This window comes from Persephonella sp. (assembly GCF_027023985.1).
Taxonomy (GTDB): Bacteria; Aquificota; Aquificia; order Aquificales; family Hydrogenothermaceae; genus Persephonella_A.
The window spans coordinates 25,900-45,171 of the sequence record NZ_JALVTW010000032.1 but is presented as its reverse complement, the minus strand read 5'-3'; the positions used below and the strand labels follow the sequence as shown (position 1 = coordinate 45,171).

Genomic DNA, 19,272 nt, shown 5'->3' with positions numbered 1-19,272 from the left:
GTCAGGCGGGATTTTCCCGCCACCTCTCTGGTAAAATATTCACAAAAAATCTCAGGAGAGTAAAATGGCAGTAGCATTTGTTTTTCCAGGACAGGGTTCACAAGAAATAGGAATGGGTAAAGATGCATATGAAGCTTATCCGGAGATACAAGAGCTTTACGAAAAAGCTAATGAAAGACTTGGATTTGACCTTAAAAAAATAATATTTGAAGATGAGCAAAAACTAAATCTCACAGAATACACACAGCCGGCACTTGTTTTAACATCTTACGCACTTTTATATGTGTTAAAACAGAAAAAACCTGACATCGTCCCTAAATTTGTTGCAGGCCATTCACTTGGAGAATTTTCTGCCCTTGTTGCAGCAAATTCCCTTGATATTCTTGATGCAGTCTGGATAACAAACATTAGAGGGAAACTAATGCAGGAAGCCGTTCCTGAAGGTGTTGGAGGAATGGCAGCAATCATAGGTCTTCCTGCTGAAGAGATAGAAAAAACACTAAAAGAAATCTCAGGAATAGTTGAAATTGCCAATTACAACTCTTATGAACAAACAGTTATCTCAGGTGAAAAAGAAGCAGTAGAAAAAGCAATGGAAGTTCTGAAAGAAAAAGGAGCCAAAAAAGTAGTTCCTCTTGCAGTATCAGTTCCGGCACACTCTTCACTGCTCAGGGATAAAGCTAAGGAATTTGAAAAATATCTTAATGAGATTCCAATAAAAGATGCACAAATACCTGTTGTATCAAATATAACAGCAACTCCGATACAATCTGCAGAAGAAATAAGAAAAGAACTGAGCCAGCATTTTTATTCACCTGTTAAATGGGTTCAATCTGTTGAATTTATGGCAAATAATGGAGTGGATACTTTTATAGAAATAGGTCCTAAAAAGGTTTTAACAGGGCTTATAAGGAGAATTGTAAAACCTGCGAAACTAATAAACATCCAGACAATAGAAAGTATTGAAAAACTCTAATGGGAAAGTCTATTTTTATAACTGCAACAGATACAGGGGTTGGTAAAACTACTGTGTCTGCTGCCCTTGCTTATTTATTGAAAGAAAAAGGCCATAAAGTAGGCTATTTTAAGCCTGTTGAAACTGGATGTTCACCAGATTGTTTAGATGCCTCAACACTTGCTCAAATAACAGGTCAGCCTGTAGATGAAATTGTTTTATATAAATTTAAAACCCCTGTTGCCCCCCTTGTAGCAGAAGAGATTGAGGGTGTTCAAATAAATCTGGAAAATATCTTTAGCCATTTAGATAAATTAATCTCAAAATATGACTATCTGATTGTTGAAGGTGCAGGAGGTATCAAAGTCCCAATAACCCGCAGAGATGAAGAGATATTTACATATCTGGATTTTGTTTATGAAACAAAAATGCCTGTTCTGGTAGTTTCCAGAGCTTCTCTTGGAACAATAAACCATACAACCCTAACAATTGATGTTTTAAATAGCATAAATGCAGACATAATAGGTATAGTTATGAACGGGTTTTCTGAAGATAAAAATGAACTTTATAATTCCTATATTATAGAAGAAATGACTGGTATCCCTGTTATTGCAAAATGTAAAAATTCCAATAATCCTGTGGCAGAATGTATAAAAAATATACCTACAAATCTATTCCTTTAAACATTACAGGTCTTTACATTATCAGCAAGTTTTCTCAAGGCAGCAATTAATTCATTTGATTGGTGAACCATCTTAACTCCGATTTCCTTCATTTTATCAAGATTTCCCGCCTTAAAATGTTTTATTACTTCTTCTCCAAGTTCATGGAACTTTTTATGGGGATTTTCAATTTTAATCAGCAAATCAAGACTGCCACCTCCTAAAGATTTAATTTCTTCTTTACCTACAGAATAAAACCATCTTCCGAAAGCACATTCAGTATACCCCGGAGGTTCCCACGGTTTTTCCTCAGTAATAACAGAAGATATATTACCCATATAAATAGAATGGTCTATTATTTTCTGTAAAAGACTTAAAAACATTCTAAATCTTTTATCTGGGAGAATTTCCTGTGATTTCATAACATTATCCCAAGATTGTAACTGCTCATCAAAGGTATCTGTAATAAACTGATTTAGATTTTTTATTGAATTGTATAGAATTTCAAATTCAAACTTAAAAGCATTAACAATATCTTTGATCCCTGAAGAAGTTATATTAGAAATCTCAAGGGTTTTATCAACAGTTTTTACAATTTCATCAATTAGTTTACGAATTTCCTCTGTATTACGTGAGGTTTTAGAAGCAAGACTTCTTATTTCTTCGGCAACAACAGAAAAACCTTTTCCAGCTTCACCTGCCCTTGCAGCTTCAATAGCAGCATTAAGAGATAAAAGATTAGTTTGATTTGATATATTCTCAATAATATCTAAAACCTTATGACTTTTTTCTACTTCTTCTTTAACTGTAGCAATAAAACTATTAAGTTCTTCTAAATCATCACTTTTCATCAACAATTGATTAAGTATATCCTTTAGTTTCCTTTCCATATAAACATTCAAAATATTGGTTAGGAGCTTTGATTTACTCATGTTATATACAGACATTGCTGCGTTATCTGCAAGCACGCATACAACATCATCTAACAATCTTTTCAAAGAAGTTATATCTCTGAAAACAATAAAATTTCCTTCCGGAAAGGAACGTTTTTCTACCTGATATATTACTCCGTTTACATTAATAGTATTATTTTCATCTATATAAATATCTAATCTGTCTATTTCGGCAGTAGATATCCCTAGATTTTTAAGTATTTTTTCTGCTTTAGAATTAATCTCAACTATCTGTTTATTCTTATCTAAAATTAGCAAACCATTATTAAAACTTTTCAGGAAACTTTCAAAAAGCATTATTTTTTCATCTGAAGTATCATTACAGTTGATATCTGTAGTTTCAAATGAAGTTCTAATTTCTTGGGAATTATTATTATTTTTAGAATCCTTAAAAAATCCTGATAACATTGGCCTGCTCCTGATGTGTTAATATTATTTATAAATAATTATTAATAATTGAATCGGATAATGACAACCTTATATTAAGATATATGTATACATTTATTGGAACTTCAGGCTTTTTTTATTGGGGCTGGAAAGGAAGATTTTATCCACAAGAACTTAAACCTTCCCAATGGTTTGAGTTCTACGCTTCAAAATTTAATACAGTAGAGATAAATTCCACATTTTATAACTTTCCTAAAAAAAGTAGCTTAAAAAAATGGCACAAAATTTCACCTGAAAATTTTGTTTTCTCAGTAAAGGTAAATAAGCATATTACCCATATAAAAAGATTAAAAGATATAAAACAAGAGATGAAAGAATTTTATTCAATTGTATCAGAAGCATTAGGAGAAAAATTAGGTGCTGTCTTGTTCCAGATGCCACCAAGTTTTAAATATTTTGAAGAAAATTTAAACAGAGTATTGGATGTTGTAAATCCTGAATTTACAAATGTATTTGAGTTTAGACACAAATCGTGGTGGAATGAAGAGGTTTTTAAAATCTTAGGTAAAAATAATATTGTTTTTTGCAGTGTAAGTGCCCCTAAACTCCCTGAAATTTTTGTTAAAAATACAAACATAGCATATATAAGATTTCACGGAAAAACAGACTGGTATAAATACAAGTATTCAGTAGAAGAACTTGCAGAATGGGTTAAAAAAATAAAAACCAATCCACCAGACAAACTTTTTGTTTATTTTAATAATGATTACTATGGATATGCTCCAGAAAATGCACAGCAGTTTAAAGATTTATTAAATAAGTAAATATGCAACTCCAAGAACAATTGTAATAATAGTAATAAGTGCCATCTCTTTTACCAAATTTTTGTCTCCAAAAAGGAATATATACAGATACTTAAAAATACTATTTGAAACTACAGCCAGCATTATACTTTTAGCAGCAATTATACTTTCAATATTTCCCTGTTTTGCCATATTTGATAAAGAAAGTGTTATAGCATCAACATCTATTACCCCAGACAAAAAGCTTGCTATAAAAACACCTTTCGTTCCCATGTAGTAATTTAAAGCCTTTGTTAAAAACAAAATAACTCCATAAATCAATCCAAATTGTAATGCAGATGTTATTTGAAATGGATTACTAAACTGTATTTCTTGCTCTGATGTTTTTTTAATTTCCTCTTTTTTTCTAAAGAAAATAAACCCAAGAATCAATATATAAATAATTGAAAGAAGAATTAGCGGCAAAGACAAAATAAGAGAAATTCTAAAATTTACTATACCTGCAAGCACTAAAACTCTAAAATTCATTATTAACCAGGCCAGAACAATCCCAAAAAATGCAGAATATATAACTGCAGAATATCTTTTGGATAATTTTGCAAGTTCATAAGAAACAGCAGTAGAAGAAATCATGCCACCAATAACACCTGTAATCCATAATGTTTTAGTTCCTTTCCATCTCAGGATTATATATGCAATAAAATCAATTACAGATACAAGAACAACCATTTCCCATATATTTTTGGGATTAATTGCATCAAAAGGACCATAATTTTTATCTGGTAAAAGAGGAAAAATAATAACAGTCACTAAGACAAACTTTATTATGGCAAAAATATCTTCTTCTGAAATATTCTTTGCAAATCCTTCAAGGGTTCTTTTAAGGGCAAGTAAACCGGTAGTAGCTACAGAAAGAAAAGCGGCTATATAGTAGTATTCATAATAGATAAGTAGTCCTATTACAAAGGCAATGAAAGTTGCTATCTCTGTGGTTGAACCTATATCTTTTTTATATTCCATATAGTAATTAATAACTGCAAGAATAACAATCGCACCAAAAGTAAAATAAAGAACTCCATTCCAATATTTATCAAAAATCAATCCTGATAACATTCCCAGAAGGGAAATAAGAGGAAATGTTCTGATTCCTGCAAATATCTCAGATTTTGTTCTATGCTCCCTTTCTAGTCCTATAAGAAGGCCTGCAGCCATTGAAAAAATTATTTTGAATAACAGTTCATATGTTTCAGGCGTGAGTTTAAATTCCATCAACACTCTCTTTATACTTTTTTAATTTTTCCAGAACCTTTGTCTGCGTAGATTTTTCTTTATGCTCCTTTATTTTAATAATAACACCTTCTTCACCTTTCACCACAATTTTTTCAAGAACCTGTCTATAGATTAAATTATCGTCTTTGATAATTCCTGCATAAACCAGACAATCTCCAAGGGTTTTCATAATATTATCTAAATCCCTTCTTCTTTTATTAGGCAGAATAAAAAGAATGTCCACCTCAACCGGCTTTGAAAAAGTTTCTCCGTCATGTTGATTTTGAAGTTCCCATATAGCTTTATTTATTTTCAGAGAAACATCTTTAGGAACTATATATCTTTTTCCACTTTTTGAGTAAGCTCTGAGGTTTATCTTCACCCTATTTGCTTTTGAGGGAGGGATAAAAGATAGATAAAACTCTTTTTTCATTAGTTTACCTGCCTTTTGTTAAAATTTTTTAACATACAAATACCTATATTTACTTTTTAAATACAACACCCTATTAAAAATCATATCAGCTTAAAAATTATTATTTTCTAAGGCCTTAGGAATCAAGGTAATCAAGTTATTAATTTCCAGAAAAATAAGAAATTTCAATGGTTAGCTGTTGTTAACCCCATATACTTTGAGTATATTATTGACTTAGGTCAAGAAATCTATGAATATGTGAATTAGAAATTTCCTTTCAGGAGGTAGTTAAATGAGAAAAGTAAACAAGGCAATACTCACTATTGCAGGAATGGCTGCATTCGCAGCACCATCTTTCGCTGAAGTTCCAACAGGCGAAGAGTTTGTTAAGAAGTTCATCATTGATGTTGATGGAGCTCACAAACTTCTTGGAAAACCTAATGTAAGATTTGTTGATGGTGACAGTCCTAAAAAATTCAAAGAAGGACATATCCCAGGTTCAGTAAACGCTTTTGCACACGACCTTCACCTTCTCAACGATATCAAAAAATGTGGACTTCCAATGTGTCCTGACAGAGCTGCAAAATTCATTGGAGAAGAACTCGGAATTGACAACAATACACATGTTATAGCTTATGACGATGGTAGAGGTCCAAACGCTTCAGGTGTATGGTTTTTCCTCTATCTGTACGGTGTTGACAATGTTCAAATGATGGATGGTGGTTTTGCCACATGGAAAGCTAAAGGATACCCTGTTGAAACAGGTCCAGCTAAAAAACCTCCACCTAAGAAATTCACACCTCATATTAGAAAAGAAATCATAGCTACAAAAGAAGAGGTTCTCAAAGCAATTAAAGATCCAGACCACTATTTTATCCTTGACGCAAGAAGAATTCAAGAATACACAGGTAAAAAACTTCTTGAAGCTTTAGCTGAACCAGGAAAACATGAAAAGGTTAAAAGAGGTGGACACATACCAGGAGCTGTATTCTCTGAGTGGAAAAAATATGCAGGAAACCCAAAAGGAAAACCAAACAAACATCTTTTCAAACCACTTAAAAAACTCAAAAAAGTTCTCAAAAAACTTGAGAAAAAAGGTTTAACTCCTGACAAAACAGTTATTACATACTGTCACGTTGGTTTAGGTAGAGGTTCTTTCGTATTTACAGCACTCAAAATCCTTGGATTTAAGAAAGTTAAAGTTTACGTAGGTTCTTGGGATGAATGGGGTAACGATCCAAACGTTCCAGTAGAAACAAAAATGGGAAGAAGATAATTCTAAATCTGGGGACTTTGTGTCCCCCTTTTACATAAAAGGAGGTTTTTGCGATGGAACATATAAACCATCTGCTAATGGGACTTTTAACAGGTGCACTCTTTGGAATTGTTCTTCACAAAGTTGGTGCCATCAGATATTCCAGAGTTGAAGGAATGCTTTTACTCAGAGACCTGAAAATTATGAAATTTGCTTTTATGGGTATTGCAACTGCATCCATAATATACGGACTTGCTGATATATTTGGTATAGCCGAACAAACAAATCTCCTGCCAAGAATTATGCCGTATATGGGAATTGCTCATCTTGTAGGAGGATTCCTGTTTGGTATTGCAATGGCTTCAGCAGGTTTTTGTCCAGGAACATGTGTTGCCAGAGTTGGTGCAGGAAAATTTGTTTCTATAGCCGGTGTTATCGGGCTAATAATAGGAATAGTAATTTATTCAATGATAAAACCATGGCTTGTTGATGTTGGCATCTTAGGAATGAAAGAAAAAATCACTCTATATGGTGTATTGGGTATACCTTATGGACCTCTTGCTGTAGCTTGGGGTGTATTATTCATAATATTCGCATTAATTGCAGATTGGGTTGATCCTGCTAAGAAAATAGGCTATGACCAGCCTCAAGGTGAATCACTTGCTGCTAAAATCATTAAAGGTGAGTGGCACTGGGCTATATCAGGTATATTAGCAGGTTTAATAATAGCCTGGGCTACCGCACAGGGTGAATACTTAGGTTTCTCAGGTGGTGCACTTGCTTTTGTAGGATGGGTAGCACATCTGATAGGACATCCTCTTGCTGTAGTGCCAAAAATAAGTCCTAAAATAATCTGGCACGCAGGATTAATTATGGGAGTTTTACCTGGTGCTTTTCTCTCTGCAATAATTTCAGGAACATTCAAATTTGATGTGGTTCCACCAGCATTTGCAAAAGGTGTTGCACCATTCCCATGGGTAAGACTTATACTCGTGTTCTTTGCAGGTGTTTTCCTTGCTCTTGGTGCAATGATAGGTGGTGGATGCACAACAGGAGCTTTCTTATCAGCTTATCCAACACTTTCTGTAGGCTCAATGGCACAATCTGCAACTTATTTTGTGGTAGGAGTTTTAACAGCAAACTTAATCTACTTTGGTAGATGGAGCAAATTTATTCAAGCCAAAAAAGAATCAGATGCTGTTTACGACTAATATAAGAGGTGGATTATCATGAGTATGACAGAAAGAATTTTATTCTGGATAGGAATTTTAGTCCTTATAATCGGAATAATAGGTGTTAAAGCCGATATTTCAAAACTTGAACAACAAGCACAACAAGTTCAGGCTTCTTCAGAAGGAGGAGAATAATGAGTCCTAAAATTGAAAGAGCCATTTATATCGCAGTAATAATAGTTCTATCAGGGGTTCTCCTTGCCTTTGGTAAAAAAGAAGTAGAGTTGAGAAACAATCTGCCTATGACCGTTGATGAACTGGCAGACAAAATGTCAAATCCAAAAATTAATCTTCAAATTATAGATGTAAGACCTTATAAACCATCTGAAGAAGAAGAAGATGAAGCAGAAGATACTGATTTCTACACACTGGTTCATATTCCAGGTGCTATCCCAATGCCAGATTGTGACCTTAGCAAAACTCCAAAAGACGCACGTCCACAAATAAGCCCTTATGTTCCTACAGTAATAGTATCTAAAAACGGAGACCCAAAAGTATTTGAAAAATGTAAAAAATTCTTCAAATTTGTCAGAAATCTTAAAGGTGGCATAGTTGCTTGGGACGAAGCCGGTTATCCAGAAGATGAAGATGAATATACACCACCATCCGCTGGTGGAGGCGGTGGTTGTCTATAAACCAAGACAATAAAAGGAGGTAAGATATATGGCACTGTCAAGGAGAGATTTCCTTAAAGCCTTAACAGCATCAAGCGCAGGAATAGCTTTAGGTGGAAATGCTGCTTTTGCAAAAGACCAGGCGACAATAGTAGAAGACCCAAGAAGCTCGTATCCGAACACCAGCTATACTGAAACAATGTATAGAAAAGAATTCGCATTTACTTACGGTAGCAAAGAGGATCACGGAACCGCTTATCACTGTGTAAACTGTCAGGGTAACTGTGCATGGGATGTATGGGTAAATAACGGAATAATCACAAGGGAAAACCAGGTAGCAAACTACACACCTATTAACCCTAAAATTCCAGACTTTAACCCAAGGGGATGTAACAAAGGGGTTCAACATTCACATGTAACTTATGAAAAAGATAGAATCCTTTATCCTCTCAAAAGAGTGGGAAAAAGAGGAGAGGGAAAATGGAAAAGAATCTCCTGGGACGAGGCTATCACAGAAGTAGCTAAAAACATATATGAAACAATGCTCACAAAAGGTCCTGAAGGCCTCTTTATCCACGTTGGTGCCGGAATGCTCACAGAAGGTAGAGGGGCTGCAGGAAAAAGACTTGGAACACTCCTTGGAGCTGTAAGAAACTACATAGCTTCTTATGTTGGTGATATGTTCCCAGGTGTTACAGTGGTTTACGGAGAGGGAAACGTTGGTTGTTCCTATGATTTCTTTTACACAACAGATGTAAATATCTGGTGGGGACAAGACCCTAACAAAACAAGAATTCCGGATGCCCACTTCCTCTGGGAAGGTAGATACAACGGTGCTAAAAATATAGTTATTACTCCGGACTTCAACGCATCTTGTGTCCACGCAGACTTATGGGTGCCTGTAAGAGCCGGATATGACGGTTTCTTAGCAATGGCAATTATTAATGAGATAATCAAGAAAAAATTATATAAACCTAAATTTGTAAAACACTTTACAGACCTTCCATTCCTGGTAAGACTTGACAACAAAAAACTTCTCAGACTTTCTGATATTGACCCTGAAAAAACACCGGAGTTTGACAAAGACCTTTACAAACTCTTTGAAGAAAAAGGTGAAGGAAAAGAGTGGGAACCAGAAAAAGCATTCTTCGCATGGAATACAAAAACAAATAAACTTACAGCAATGCCTGGAACTGAAGGTGCTCCTGTAAAAACACTCAAACTTAAAGATGTAGGTTGGGATATTGACCCTGCACTTGAAGGTTCTTGGGAAGTAACACTCAAAGACGGTAAAAAAGTAAAAGTCACAACAGTATTTGAGCTTGTAAAACAAGAAGCTGCTAAATTTGATGCTAAAAAAACATGGAAACTAACAGGGGTTCACCCAACAATAGTTGAAGAACTTGCTAAAGATATAGCTCTTCCAAAAGTTGTAATGATTTCTATGGGATTCACAATTGGAAAATATTTCAATGGATTATTAACACAAAGAGCTATAGCATCAATACCGGGACTCGTTGGAAGACTCGGACCTTACGGTGGATTTAACTCAGAAAATGAATGGTCAATTTCTGGAATGAGCAAACTTTCCGGATTCTCTGGAAAATACAAACAGAGATTTGCTTCCGGTTTTGTCCAAGAATTCATTTTAGGAAATATGCTTAAAGATATTGAAAAACTTTATGATGATGAAGATGTAAAAAGAGCAACAGGTCTTTCTAAAGAGGAATACCTTAAGAAAATCAAAGAAGACCTTGCAAACTTTGGAAACGACGAAAAATGGAAAGAAAACTTCCACAATAAAGATGGTAAACCTTACTGGGACACTGTAGAAACATTCCTGATTTTCGGTGACTCAAGATTCAGAAGAAGTAAAGGTGCCACATACAGAGAAGCATTCCTCAAAAAAGCTAAATTCTTCGCTTATGTTGACTGGAGAATGAACTCTACTGCTCAATATGCAGATATAATTCTCCCAGCTAAATCTATGTATGAAGTATGGGATATAAGAACAAACCCTGGATACCATAGATACGCTAATATGGCACAACCACCTCAAAATCTTAAACCTGTTGGCGAATCAAAATCTGAGTGGGAAATCTGCACACTGATTGTTGAAAAACTACAAGAACTTGCTATGAAGAAATACAAAGAAACCGGAGACAAAAAGTATATCAAGATACCTGACCCAACCCACTCTAAAACAGGATACAGAGACCTTGATAAAGTTGTTGAAGAATATACATACGGCGGAAAACTCAGAAATGACAGAGATGCAGTTGAGCTTGCACTTGAAAGTGTTGACCAATTCCAACCTAACGATATTGAAACAGTTAGAAAAAGAGGTGGTTTCATAGTTCTTAACGAGAAAGCAGGAAAATCATCCCCACTTTATCCTGACAAACCTTATAACTCATTTGAAAATAATCTTTATTTATTTGAAAGATTTGAAACACTTTCAGGAAGACTTACATACTACGTTGACCATGACAGGTGGATTGAGTTTGGTGCTAACGTTCCAACAGCAAAAGAACCAATCAGACCTAAGAGATTCCCATTTGTTATGATGACACCTCACGCAAGATGGTCTATCCACTCAACATATAAAGAATCAACACTTCTCCAAAGATTACAAAGGGGTGTTCCATACGTAATGATTAATCCGGAAATCGCTAAGAAAAAAGGAATAAAAGACGGAGATGAAATAAGAGTATTTAACGATCTCGGTGAATTCTACGCAATGGCTAAGGTTTATCCATCATGTCCAAAAGATGCAATTATACTTGAACACGGATGGGAACCGTTCTTCTTCAAAGGAAACAAATCACATAACGCTGTTAACGCATCTCCGTTGAACTTACTTGAGCTTTCAGATGGCTGGGGACACCTTATGTTTGGTGGAAACTGGGATGGTAACCAGCATGCATACGAAACAACAGTAGATATTGAGAAAGCTTAATAAGGAGGTTTAATAATGGCTAAAAGACAATTAGCAATGGTAATGGACTTAAATAAATGTATTGGTTGCCAAACCTGTACAGTTGCATGTAAAACCCAGTGGACAAACAGAAACGGTAGAGAATATATGTATTGGAACAACGTAGAAACCCACCCGGGTGCAGGTTATCCAAGGAACTGGATGGAAGCCGGTGGTGGATTTGATGAAAATGGGAACCTGAGAGACGGAATTATTCCAGATATGGTTGACTATGGAGTGCCATGGGACTATAACCATGATGAAATATTTAACACTCCAGCAGATGAATTTGTTCTTTCCCCAGACGAAGACCCTAAATGGGGTCCAAACTGGGATGAGGATGTTGGTATAGGTGACTGGCCTAACTCTTACTACTTTTATATTCCAAGAATATGTAACCACTGTTCTAACCCAGGATGTCTTGCTGCTTGCCCAAGGGAAGCTATCTTCAAAAGGGAGCAAGACGGTATAGTTCTTGTTGACCTTGACAGATGCCAAGGATACAGATACTGTATTGCAGGATGTCCTTATAAGAAAATCTACTTCAACCCTAAACTTTCTAAATCAGAAAAATGTATATTCTGTTTCCCAAGAATTGAGAAAGGCCTTCCTCCTGCATGTGCTCATCAGTGCGTAGGAAGAATAAGATTTGTAGGTTTCCTTGATGATGAAGAAGGACAGGTATATAAGCTGGTTCACAAATATAAAGTTGCACTTCCACTCAGACCGGACTTTGGAACACAGCCTAACGTTTACTATGTTCCACCTGTAATTGCTCCTCCAAAATTTGATGAAGAAGGAAAACTTATAGAAAACGAACAAAGAATTCCTATTGAATATCTTGAAAAACTCTTTGGACCTGAAGTTCATCAGGCTATTAAAACCCTCAAAGAAGAGATGGCAAAAAGAGAGAGAGGAGAAGAGTCTGAATTAATGGATATTCTGATTGCTTACAACCACGCAGATATGTTCAGACTTGATGAAAACTATTACCAAAAAGTTGCTGCAGAACAAGGATTAAAAGGAACAGAATACTTCAAGCTGATAGACCAAAGATATGTTCAAGGTGCAAATACTCCAAAAGTAGAAGGAATTTATGGAAAAGTTTACTTCCAGACACAACCTGCATTAAAAGAGGAGAAAGAAGGGGAGTAATTTCCCCTTCTTGAAAAATGGAGCAAGGAGGAAAGTAATGAAAAGAGGCATAAAATTCGCAGCATTAGGATTATCAGCATTGATACTTTCAAATGTTGCCGGTGCTACTGAAGAAGACTTTATGAAGGAAGAAGTAATAAATGCTAAAGCTGTAAATGGAACTATTCCTGCAGACCCATCTGCAAATTTCTGGAATTCAATTCCAGGAAAAGAGATTGCACTTTATCCACAAATATCTGTAAGACTTAATGATAAAAAGGCGAATGAACTTATACCTAAAAAAGATGTAGTAAAAGCAACAGTAAAAGTTGCATACAACAAAAATAACATAGCTGTTTACGTTCAGTGGAAAGATGAAACTCCATCTGTCCAGCCAACACTAACTACTAACCAGTTTGCAGATGGTGTAAGTATTGAATTTCCAAACAAATTTGGGAAAGGAACCACACTTCCATATATTGGAATGGGAGATGAAAACCATCCTGTAACTGTTTATCTCCAAAAAGATGTAGCAGGAAGAGATTATCAAAAAGTATTTATCTCAGAAGGATTTGGTTCACTTACAGAGATAAAAGAACCTGCTGAAATTGAGATGAAATACAACAAGGATACAAAACAATGGACAGCTGTATTCAAAAGACCACTTAAGACAGAAAACTCAAACTTAGCAGCAGGACTTGTTCCTATAGCATTTGCTATATGGGATGGGAACAAAAATGAAAGAGATGGAAATAAATCTCTCTCAAGCTGGAAATTTATAAAACTTGGAAACTACAGAGTAGACCCAGAATATCTCAAATATGTATCCTGGGGATACCCTGGAGAAAAATTAGGTGATCCGAAAAGAGGAAAAGAACTTATGCTTAAAAATGGATGCACAGGATGCCACAGATTTGATGACCAAAATACAGCTGTTCCTGGAATGGCACCTAATCTTTCAGACATTGGAGCTATAGCACTTCCTGTATATTTAAAAGAGTCTATAGTAGATCCAAGTGCAATAGTAATTAGAAACCTTAACCCAAATAGACATTATGATAAGAACCAGAAACCTGATAAATTCAAAGCATATCCCAACAATAGCATGTATCAATGGTATATTGTAGTTAACGGTAAAAAGCAATCCAAAATGCCTCCTTTCTCTCATCTCAGTGAACAAGATATAAAAGACATAGTTGCTTATCTTTCTACATTGAAAAACTGGAAAAACTTCAAATAATGGAGGTTAATAAAATGATTAAGCATATTTTGGCATCTGCACTTAGCTTATCATTAGCTCTTGGAATAACGGCTGTAAGTGTTCAAACTGCATTTGCAGAAGATGATGAGGATAATGAAGTTGAATTCACCAGTGCTACTATAACAGCCCTTGCCTGTGCTAAAGATGCTGAAGAAACAGGAGATGTTGATAGTCTTATTTCCTGCCCTCCACACAAAGCATGGGAAGGTGTAAAGGACATCTATACAGGAGAACCTAAAATAGTTGTATTTGATGTTACAGAAGGAGACTATTATTACATTCAAACCTCTAAAGATAGCGTATATTACTACGAATTACTTGAAGGATACGATGGTTCAATGGATGCTTCCGGTGTTATAGTAGGTAAAAAAGATGGAATTCCTGTTCTGAAATTAGATGAATATGAAATTACACCAAAACCAAAACCTGGATTCTTTAAAGGTTGTTTGTAATACGAATATGTTACGGGGAGTTTTTACTCCCCTCTGGTAAATATTATTAGGAGGGTATCCCATGAGATTAGGATTCTTGGTAGACCTGAGCAGATGTATGGGATGTATGGCCTGTGCAGTTGCCTGTAAAGCTGAAAATAATGTTCCACTGCACAGCTGGAGATTAAGGGTTAAATACATTGATCAGGGTGAATTCCCAGATGTAAAAAGACATTTTGTTCCACTCAGATGTAATCACTGTGATAATGCACCTTGTGAAAGGATATGTCCTGTATCAGCTCTTCATTATCTACCTAACGGTATTGTTAATGTTGACCATGATAGATGTATCGGTTGTGCATCATGTATGATGGCTTGTCCTTATAACGCAATCTATCTTGACCCAATTACAAATTCTGCAGACAAATGCACATATTGCGCACACAGAATTGAGGTTGGAATGATGCCAGCCTGCGTTGTAGCATGTCCAACACATGCAAACATTTTCGGTGACCTTGATGATCCAGAGTCTGAAATTTCTAAGTATCTTAAAAATCACAGAGATGTTATGGTCAGAAAACCTGAACTAAACACACATCCAAAACATTTCTACGTAAGAGGTTCTACAGTTGCATTAGATCCATTAGCATCAGAAAGACCGGAAGGTTACACATTATTTACAGAAGTTAAGTTTTTAGACCACATAGGAGGGCATTAAAATGATAGGGGCAGAAGTAACCTTTGATGTGGCTCTCCCTAAAATAGTTTGGGGATGGCTCGTTTCAACAAACATGTGGGCAAAAAGTATAGCAACAGGTTCATTCTTACTTGGATTTTATTTCATTAGAAGATATCCTGAGCAAGACAATTTCTTTAGAAAATGGCTTCCAATTTTAGGAATTATATTTATCGGTATTACGCTCCTTGTAACTGTTTTAGACCTTCATCATATGTTTAGATTCTGGCATATATTCTTCCATCCACACTTTACATCAGCAGTAACTCTCGGTGCATGGGTTGTTTCTGCATTTGTTATAGTCCTTTTGATTTCTTTCTGGGCATGGGCTACAGGAAATAAAAAATTATTTGATAGAGTAGCAATCCCAGGATTTATACTTGCATTCTTCGCAACAATATACACAGCCGGCATTATGGGAGAAGCAACTGCAAGGGAAGTATGGGTATTCCCAGCAGAAATGATTTCTATGCTCCTCAGTGCAATGATAGCCGGTTCTGCAGCATACCTGATAATAGATGCAATTTATGGACATATTTTAAAAGAGGAGATTAGGAGAGAACTTGGTTATATCCTCCTTGGAAGCACATTCCTTGCTGCAGCAATGTTCATAGGAGAACTTGTATTTGCTAAAATGCACAGTGAGTTCTCTTACGAAGTAATTAAAGTTCTTGCCTTTGGTGAAGTTGCTCCATTCTTCTGGCTTGGAATGTTATTTGCATTCATTATTCCAATTGTTTTAGTTGGAATTGCAAATGAGTTTAGAAAATACAGATATGCGTGGATAGCTGCAATTTTTGCATTAATTGGATTGTGGCTTATAAAACATGCATGGCTTATAGCTCCACAATGTTTACCATTAAGCTAATTAGGAGGGTAGTATAAATGAGGACCACAAGAAGAAACTTTATAAAAGGAATTGCTGCAACAATCGGTGGAGCAGCTTTAGCTAAAGGTGTTGTTGGAAAAATGAATCCTGCCGCACAGGCAGAAACAAATTCTGAACTTACTTTTACACCATCAAGATTAGATTATTATCCACCATTTGATAAATGGAATGACTGGAAAGAACCTGATGGGGACTACTGGAAAAAACATGGTGGTGCTTTAAGAAACGGTGTAAAACTTATTAATTATATGATTATTCCTACTGTATGTAGTAACTGTGAGGCTGCCTGTGGTCTTACAGCATGGGTTGACAAAGATAGTCTTAGAGTAAGGAAATTTATGGGTAATCCTTTCCACTCAGGCTCAAGGGGAAGAAACTGTGGTAAAGGATATGCGGCTCTTTCTCAAATGTATGACCCAGATAGAATCCCATTTCCACTGAAAAGAGCCCCAGGTTCCAAAAGAGGAGAAGGTAAATGGGTAAGAACAACCTGGGAAGAGGCTCTTGAAACTATAGGAAAAAGAATGAGAGAAGTTATAAAGAAAGCAAAAAATGGTGATGAATATGCCAAGAAAATGATAATGTATCACGTTGGAAGACCAAACTATAATGGTTTTCAGCCAAGAGTCGTATGGACATGGGGAGGAGATTACCATAACTCCCACACAAACTTCTGTTCTTCAGGTGGACGTCTTGGTTCAATCACATGGTCTGGTGATGATAGAACTTCTCCAGACTTTGCAAACTCAAGACTTATACTCCTCTCATCTTCGCACGCAGCGGATGCTGGACACTACTATCAACAGCACGCAGGATACATTGCAGATGCAAGGGCAAAAGGTGCGAAACTGGTTGTTTTAGACCCAAGGCTTTCTAACTCTGCTGGAATGGCTGATTTATGGCTTCCTGTGTGGCCTGGAACAGAGGGTGCTATATTCTTAGCAATGGCAAACAGATTGCTCCAAGAAGATAAATACAATAGAAAATTTGTTGAAAGATGGGTTAACTGGAAAACATTTATAAAAGATAAAGAGTATCTAAACTATCTTAAAAATGAAGGATTAATCTCTAAGTTACCTGAAGGTGAAACATTTGACGATTTCATAGCAGTTCTTAAAGAACTTTATGCTCCATACACATTTGAATGGGCGGCAAAAGAATCAAGAGTTCCACTTGATAGATTGGAAAAACTTTATGAAATGATACTCTGGGCAGGAGATAGAATTACTTCTTATTACTGGAGAGCACAAGCTGCAGGAAACCGTGGTGGTTGGATGAATGCAGGTAGAACAGGAGAATTCCTCCTCGTTCTTACAGGTTCTATCGGTAGTGTTGGTGGGACAGGATGGCACCACTGGCACGGATTGGGTGTTGGAAACAATGGTGGAGCTTCTACTCTCAAAGACAAGCCTAAACCTGTAGATGCATGGAGTGAGCTATTATTCCCACCTGAATGGCCTATAGCTGCTTATGAAATGAGTATAATACTTCCTCACCTCCTCTCTGATGATGAATGGAGAAAGAAATGGGAACAAAGAGGACTTAAAATACCGGATAAAATAGAAGTATGGTTTGGAAGAATGTATAACCCTGTCTGGACAAACCCAGACGGATTTAGATGGATACAAACCTTAACAGATGAAAACAAATTTGGATTAACTGTTCATCTTTCTCCAACATGGTCAGAAACAAGCTGGTTTGTTGACTATATCTTGCCTGTAGGTCTTGCAGGAGAAAGACACGATAACCAAACAGCAGAAACAAAACCAGAAAGATGGACAGCATTCAGACAACCAGTTCTCAGAGTTGCCCTTCAAAAGATGGGATGGAAACCTAAAGAACCATGGAAAGCAACTCTGGAAGCACATAAAAAAGCAGGACTTGGTGAAGTTTGGGAAGACGATGAATTCTGGATTAATCTGGCATGGGCAATAGACCCAGATGGTTCACTTGGAATTAGACAATACTGGGAATCTAAGAAAAATCCAGGACACCCTGTAACAGTTGAAGAGTGGTATAACGCTGCATTTAGCACAATACCAGGTCTTAAGAAAGTATGTGAAAAAATGGGTATTACTCCTTACGAATATATGAGAGACAGAGGTGCATGGACAGAAGAAACCAATGTTTATTACGTAATGGAAAGAGAAATTCCTTATGATCCCGAAAAAGATGCATATAAATACAAAGGAAAATGGATACCAAGAAGTGCCCTTGAGATAGACCCAATAGAAGGAACTGTATACCTTAAAGGACACGGCGGAGATAAATACCACTCAGAAAGACACGTTATCGGTGTAATGAAAGATGGAAAACTTCTAAAAGGTTTCCATACAGCCACAGGACTACTTGAATACTACTCAAAAACACTTGTAGAGTTCCACTGGCCTGAATATGCAATACCAATATATCCATACAAAGAAGAACATAAGAGAAAATGGATACATATCCTTTCTCAAGTTCACCACTCATTTATGAATGAAGAAAACGCATTCTGTTTAAACCCAATTTACAGACTTCCTTACAATATTCACACAAGGTCTGTAAACGCAAAATGGCTTATGGAAATATCACAAAACCACAACCCTGTATGGATCAATGAAGCAGATGCTAAAAGATTAGGTATTAGGAGAGGAGATGCTATTAAGCTCAGAGTGGTCGATACTCTAACCGGAATAGAAACAGGATATTTTGTTGGTATGGCAATGCCAACTCAAGCTGTAAGACCAGGTGTTGTTGCTTGCTCCCACCACCAAGGTAGATGGAGAGTAAGAAACTTTGTAAATGTAGAAGGCTTCGATCAACCTCTCGGTATAATGACATTTGGCTCTGTAAGAGTTGATATCAAGAGAGAAGGCAATACATGGAAAATGAGAACCCAAGAAGGAACTATTCCAAGAGAAATTGAAAAAGAACATAGTGAAAAATGGCTTAAATGGCCATATCCAGAATTTAACAAAGATATTAAAGAGGTATGGTGGAAAGGAACTACAGGTGTATGGCAAAACGCAGTATTCCCACCAAACCCAGATCCATTATCAGGTATGCAGTGCTGGCATAAGAAAGTTCTTATAGAAAAAGCAGGTCCAGAAGATAGAATTGGTGATGTTGTTGTTGATACAGACAAGACATTTAAAGTCTATCAAGCATGGAGAGACCAGCTTACAAGACCAGCACCTGGACCAAACGGACTGAGAAGACCAAAATGGTTCCCAAGACCATGGTATCCACATACTGATAAAGCATACAGAATGCCAGGATACGAACATAATCAATCTGAAGAATAGAAACTTGAATAGGGG

The 19,272-nt window shown here is 36.2% G+C and carries 17 protein-coding genes; 14 read left to right on the top strand and 3 right to left on the bottom strand.

All coding sequences use genetic code 11. From position 1 onward, the window contains the following. Window positions 1-64: 64 nt before the first annotated feature. Together fabD and bioD are read left to right on the top strand one after the other, a co-directional pair. Window positions 65-976, top strand: a complete 912-nt coding sequence (gene fabD / locus MVE07_RS07910; protein WP_297456083.1) for an ACP S-malonyltransferase — start codon at window positions 65-67, stop codon at window positions 974-976. Further along, entirely contained in the window at window positions 976-1,638 is a 663-nt protein-coding gene (gene bioD, locus MVE07_RS07905) for a dethiobiotin synthase (protein ID WP_297456081.1), read from the top strand. The genes fabD and bioD overlap by 1 nt, the downstream gene beginning before the upstream one ends. Here bioD and MVE07_RS07900 read toward each other — a convergent pair. Then, the gene (locus tag MVE07_RS07900) at window positions 1,635-2,978 is read right to left on the bottom strand and encodes a methyl-accepting chemotaxis protein (RefSeq protein WP_297456079.1); all 1,344 of its coding nucleotides are present in this window, start codon (window positions 2,976-2,978) and stop codon (window positions 1,635-1,637) included. The two genes, bioD and MVE07_RS07900, sit on opposite strands and share 4 nt — an antisense overlap. 83 nt (window positions 2,979-3,061) lie before the next feature. On the opposite strand from MVE07_RS07900, the gene MVE07_RS07895 reads away from it, so the two are divergent. Beyond that, window positions 3,062-3,781 (top strand): DUF72 domain-containing protein, encoded by a 720-nt coding sequence (locus MVE07_RS07895; RefSeq protein WP_297456077.1) that lies wholly within the window; start codon window positions 3,062-3,064, stop codon window positions 3,779-3,781. Here the strand turns inward: MVE07_RS07895 and MVE07_RS07890 are convergent. Further along, entirely contained in the window at window positions 3,770-5,029 is a 1,260-nt protein-coding gene (locus MVE07_RS07890; protein ID WP_297456076.1) for an MgtC/SapB family protein, read from the bottom strand. The two genes, MVE07_RS07895 and MVE07_RS07890, sit on opposite strands and share 12 nt — an antisense overlap. Further along, window positions 5,019-5,462: a RusA family crossover junction endodeoxyribonuclease gene (locus MVE07_RS07885; protein WP_297456074.1), complete on the bottom strand. Its 444-nt coding sequence runs from the start codon at window positions 5,460-5,462 to the stop codon at window positions 5,019-5,021. Before MVE07_RS07885 ends, MVE07_RS07890 begins: the two co-directional genes overlap by 11 nt. Window positions 5,463-5,733: 271 nt before the next feature. On the opposite strand from MVE07_RS07885, the gene MVE07_RS07880 reads away from it, so the two are divergent. From MVE07_RS07880 to MVE07_RS07830, 11 genes are all read left to right on the top strand, one after another. Continuing rightward, a complete protein-coding gene (locus MVE07_RS07880) occupies window positions 5,734-6,717 on the top strand; it encodes a rhodanese-like domain-containing protein (protein ID WP_297456072.1) in 984 nt (327 codons plus the stop codon). Window positions 6,718-6,770: 53 nt separating this feature from the next. Next, on the top strand, window positions 6,771-7,907 hold the full coding sequence (locus MVE07_RS07875; protein ID WP_297456070.1) for a YeeE/YedE thiosulfate transporter family protein: 1,137 nt from the start codon (window positions 6,771-6,773) through the stop codon (window positions 7,905-7,907). Window positions 7,908-7,925: 18 nt separating this feature from the next. Next, on the top strand, window positions 7,926-8,063 hold the full coding sequence (locus tag MVE07_RS07870) for a hypothetical protein (RefSeq protein WP_297456068.1): 138 nt from the start codon (window positions 7,926-7,928) through the stop codon (window positions 8,061-8,063). Next, window positions 8,063-8,563: a rhodanese-like domain-containing protein gene (locus MVE07_RS07865; protein WP_297456066.1), complete on the top strand. Its 501-nt coding sequence runs from the start codon at window positions 8,063-8,065 to the stop codon at window positions 8,561-8,563. The genes MVE07_RS07870 and MVE07_RS07865 overlap by 1 nt, the downstream gene beginning before the upstream one ends. Before the next feature lie 28 nt (window positions 8,564-8,591). Next, the gene (locus tag MVE07_RS07860; protein ID WP_297456064.1) at window positions 8,592-11,501 is read left to right on the top strand and encodes a molybdopterin-dependent oxidoreductase; all 2,910 of its coding nucleotides are present in this window, start codon (window positions 8,592-8,594) and stop codon (window positions 11,499-11,501) included. Between the two features lie 15 nt (window positions 11,502-11,516). After that, window positions 11,517-12,674, top strand: a complete 1,158-nt coding sequence (locus MVE07_RS07855; RefSeq protein WP_297456062.1) for a 4Fe-4S dicluster domain-containing protein — start codon at window positions 11,517-11,519, stop codon at window positions 12,672-12,674. A 37-nt stretch (window positions 12,675-12,711) separates the two neighbouring features. Further along, window positions 12,712-13,893, top strand: a complete 1,182-nt coding sequence (locus MVE07_RS07850) for an ethylbenzene dehydrogenase-related protein (RefSeq protein WP_297456059.1) — start codon at window positions 12,712-12,714, stop codon at window positions 13,891-13,893. A gap of 14 nt (window positions 13,894-13,907) precedes the next feature. Then, on the top strand, window positions 13,908-14,366 hold the full coding sequence (locus MVE07_RS07845) for a hypothetical protein (RefSeq protein WP_297456057.1): 459 nt from the start codon (window positions 13,908-13,910) through the stop codon (window positions 14,364-14,366). Window positions 14,367-14,427: 61 nt separating this feature from the next. After that, complete coding sequence (locus MVE07_RS07840; protein WP_297456055.1) at window positions 14,428-15,063, top strand: 4Fe-4S dicluster domain-containing protein; 636 nt, start codon at window positions 14,428-14,430, stop codon at window positions 15,061-15,063. Between the two features lies 1 nt (window position 15,064). Beyond that, window positions 15,065-15,949, top strand: coding sequence for an NrfD/PsrC family molybdoenzyme membrane anchor subunit (gene nrfD / locus MVE07_RS07835; protein ID WP_297456053.1), 885 nt, complete (start codon window positions 15,065-15,067; stop codon window positions 15,947-15,949). 17 nt (window positions 15,950-15,966) lie between these two features. Then, a complete protein-coding gene (locus MVE07_RS07830) occupies window positions 15,967-19,257 on the top strand; it encodes a molybdopterin-dependent oxidoreductase (RefSeq protein ID WP_297456051.1) in 3,291 nt (1,096 codons plus the stop codon). Window positions 19,258-19,272: the final 15 nt, after the last annotated feature.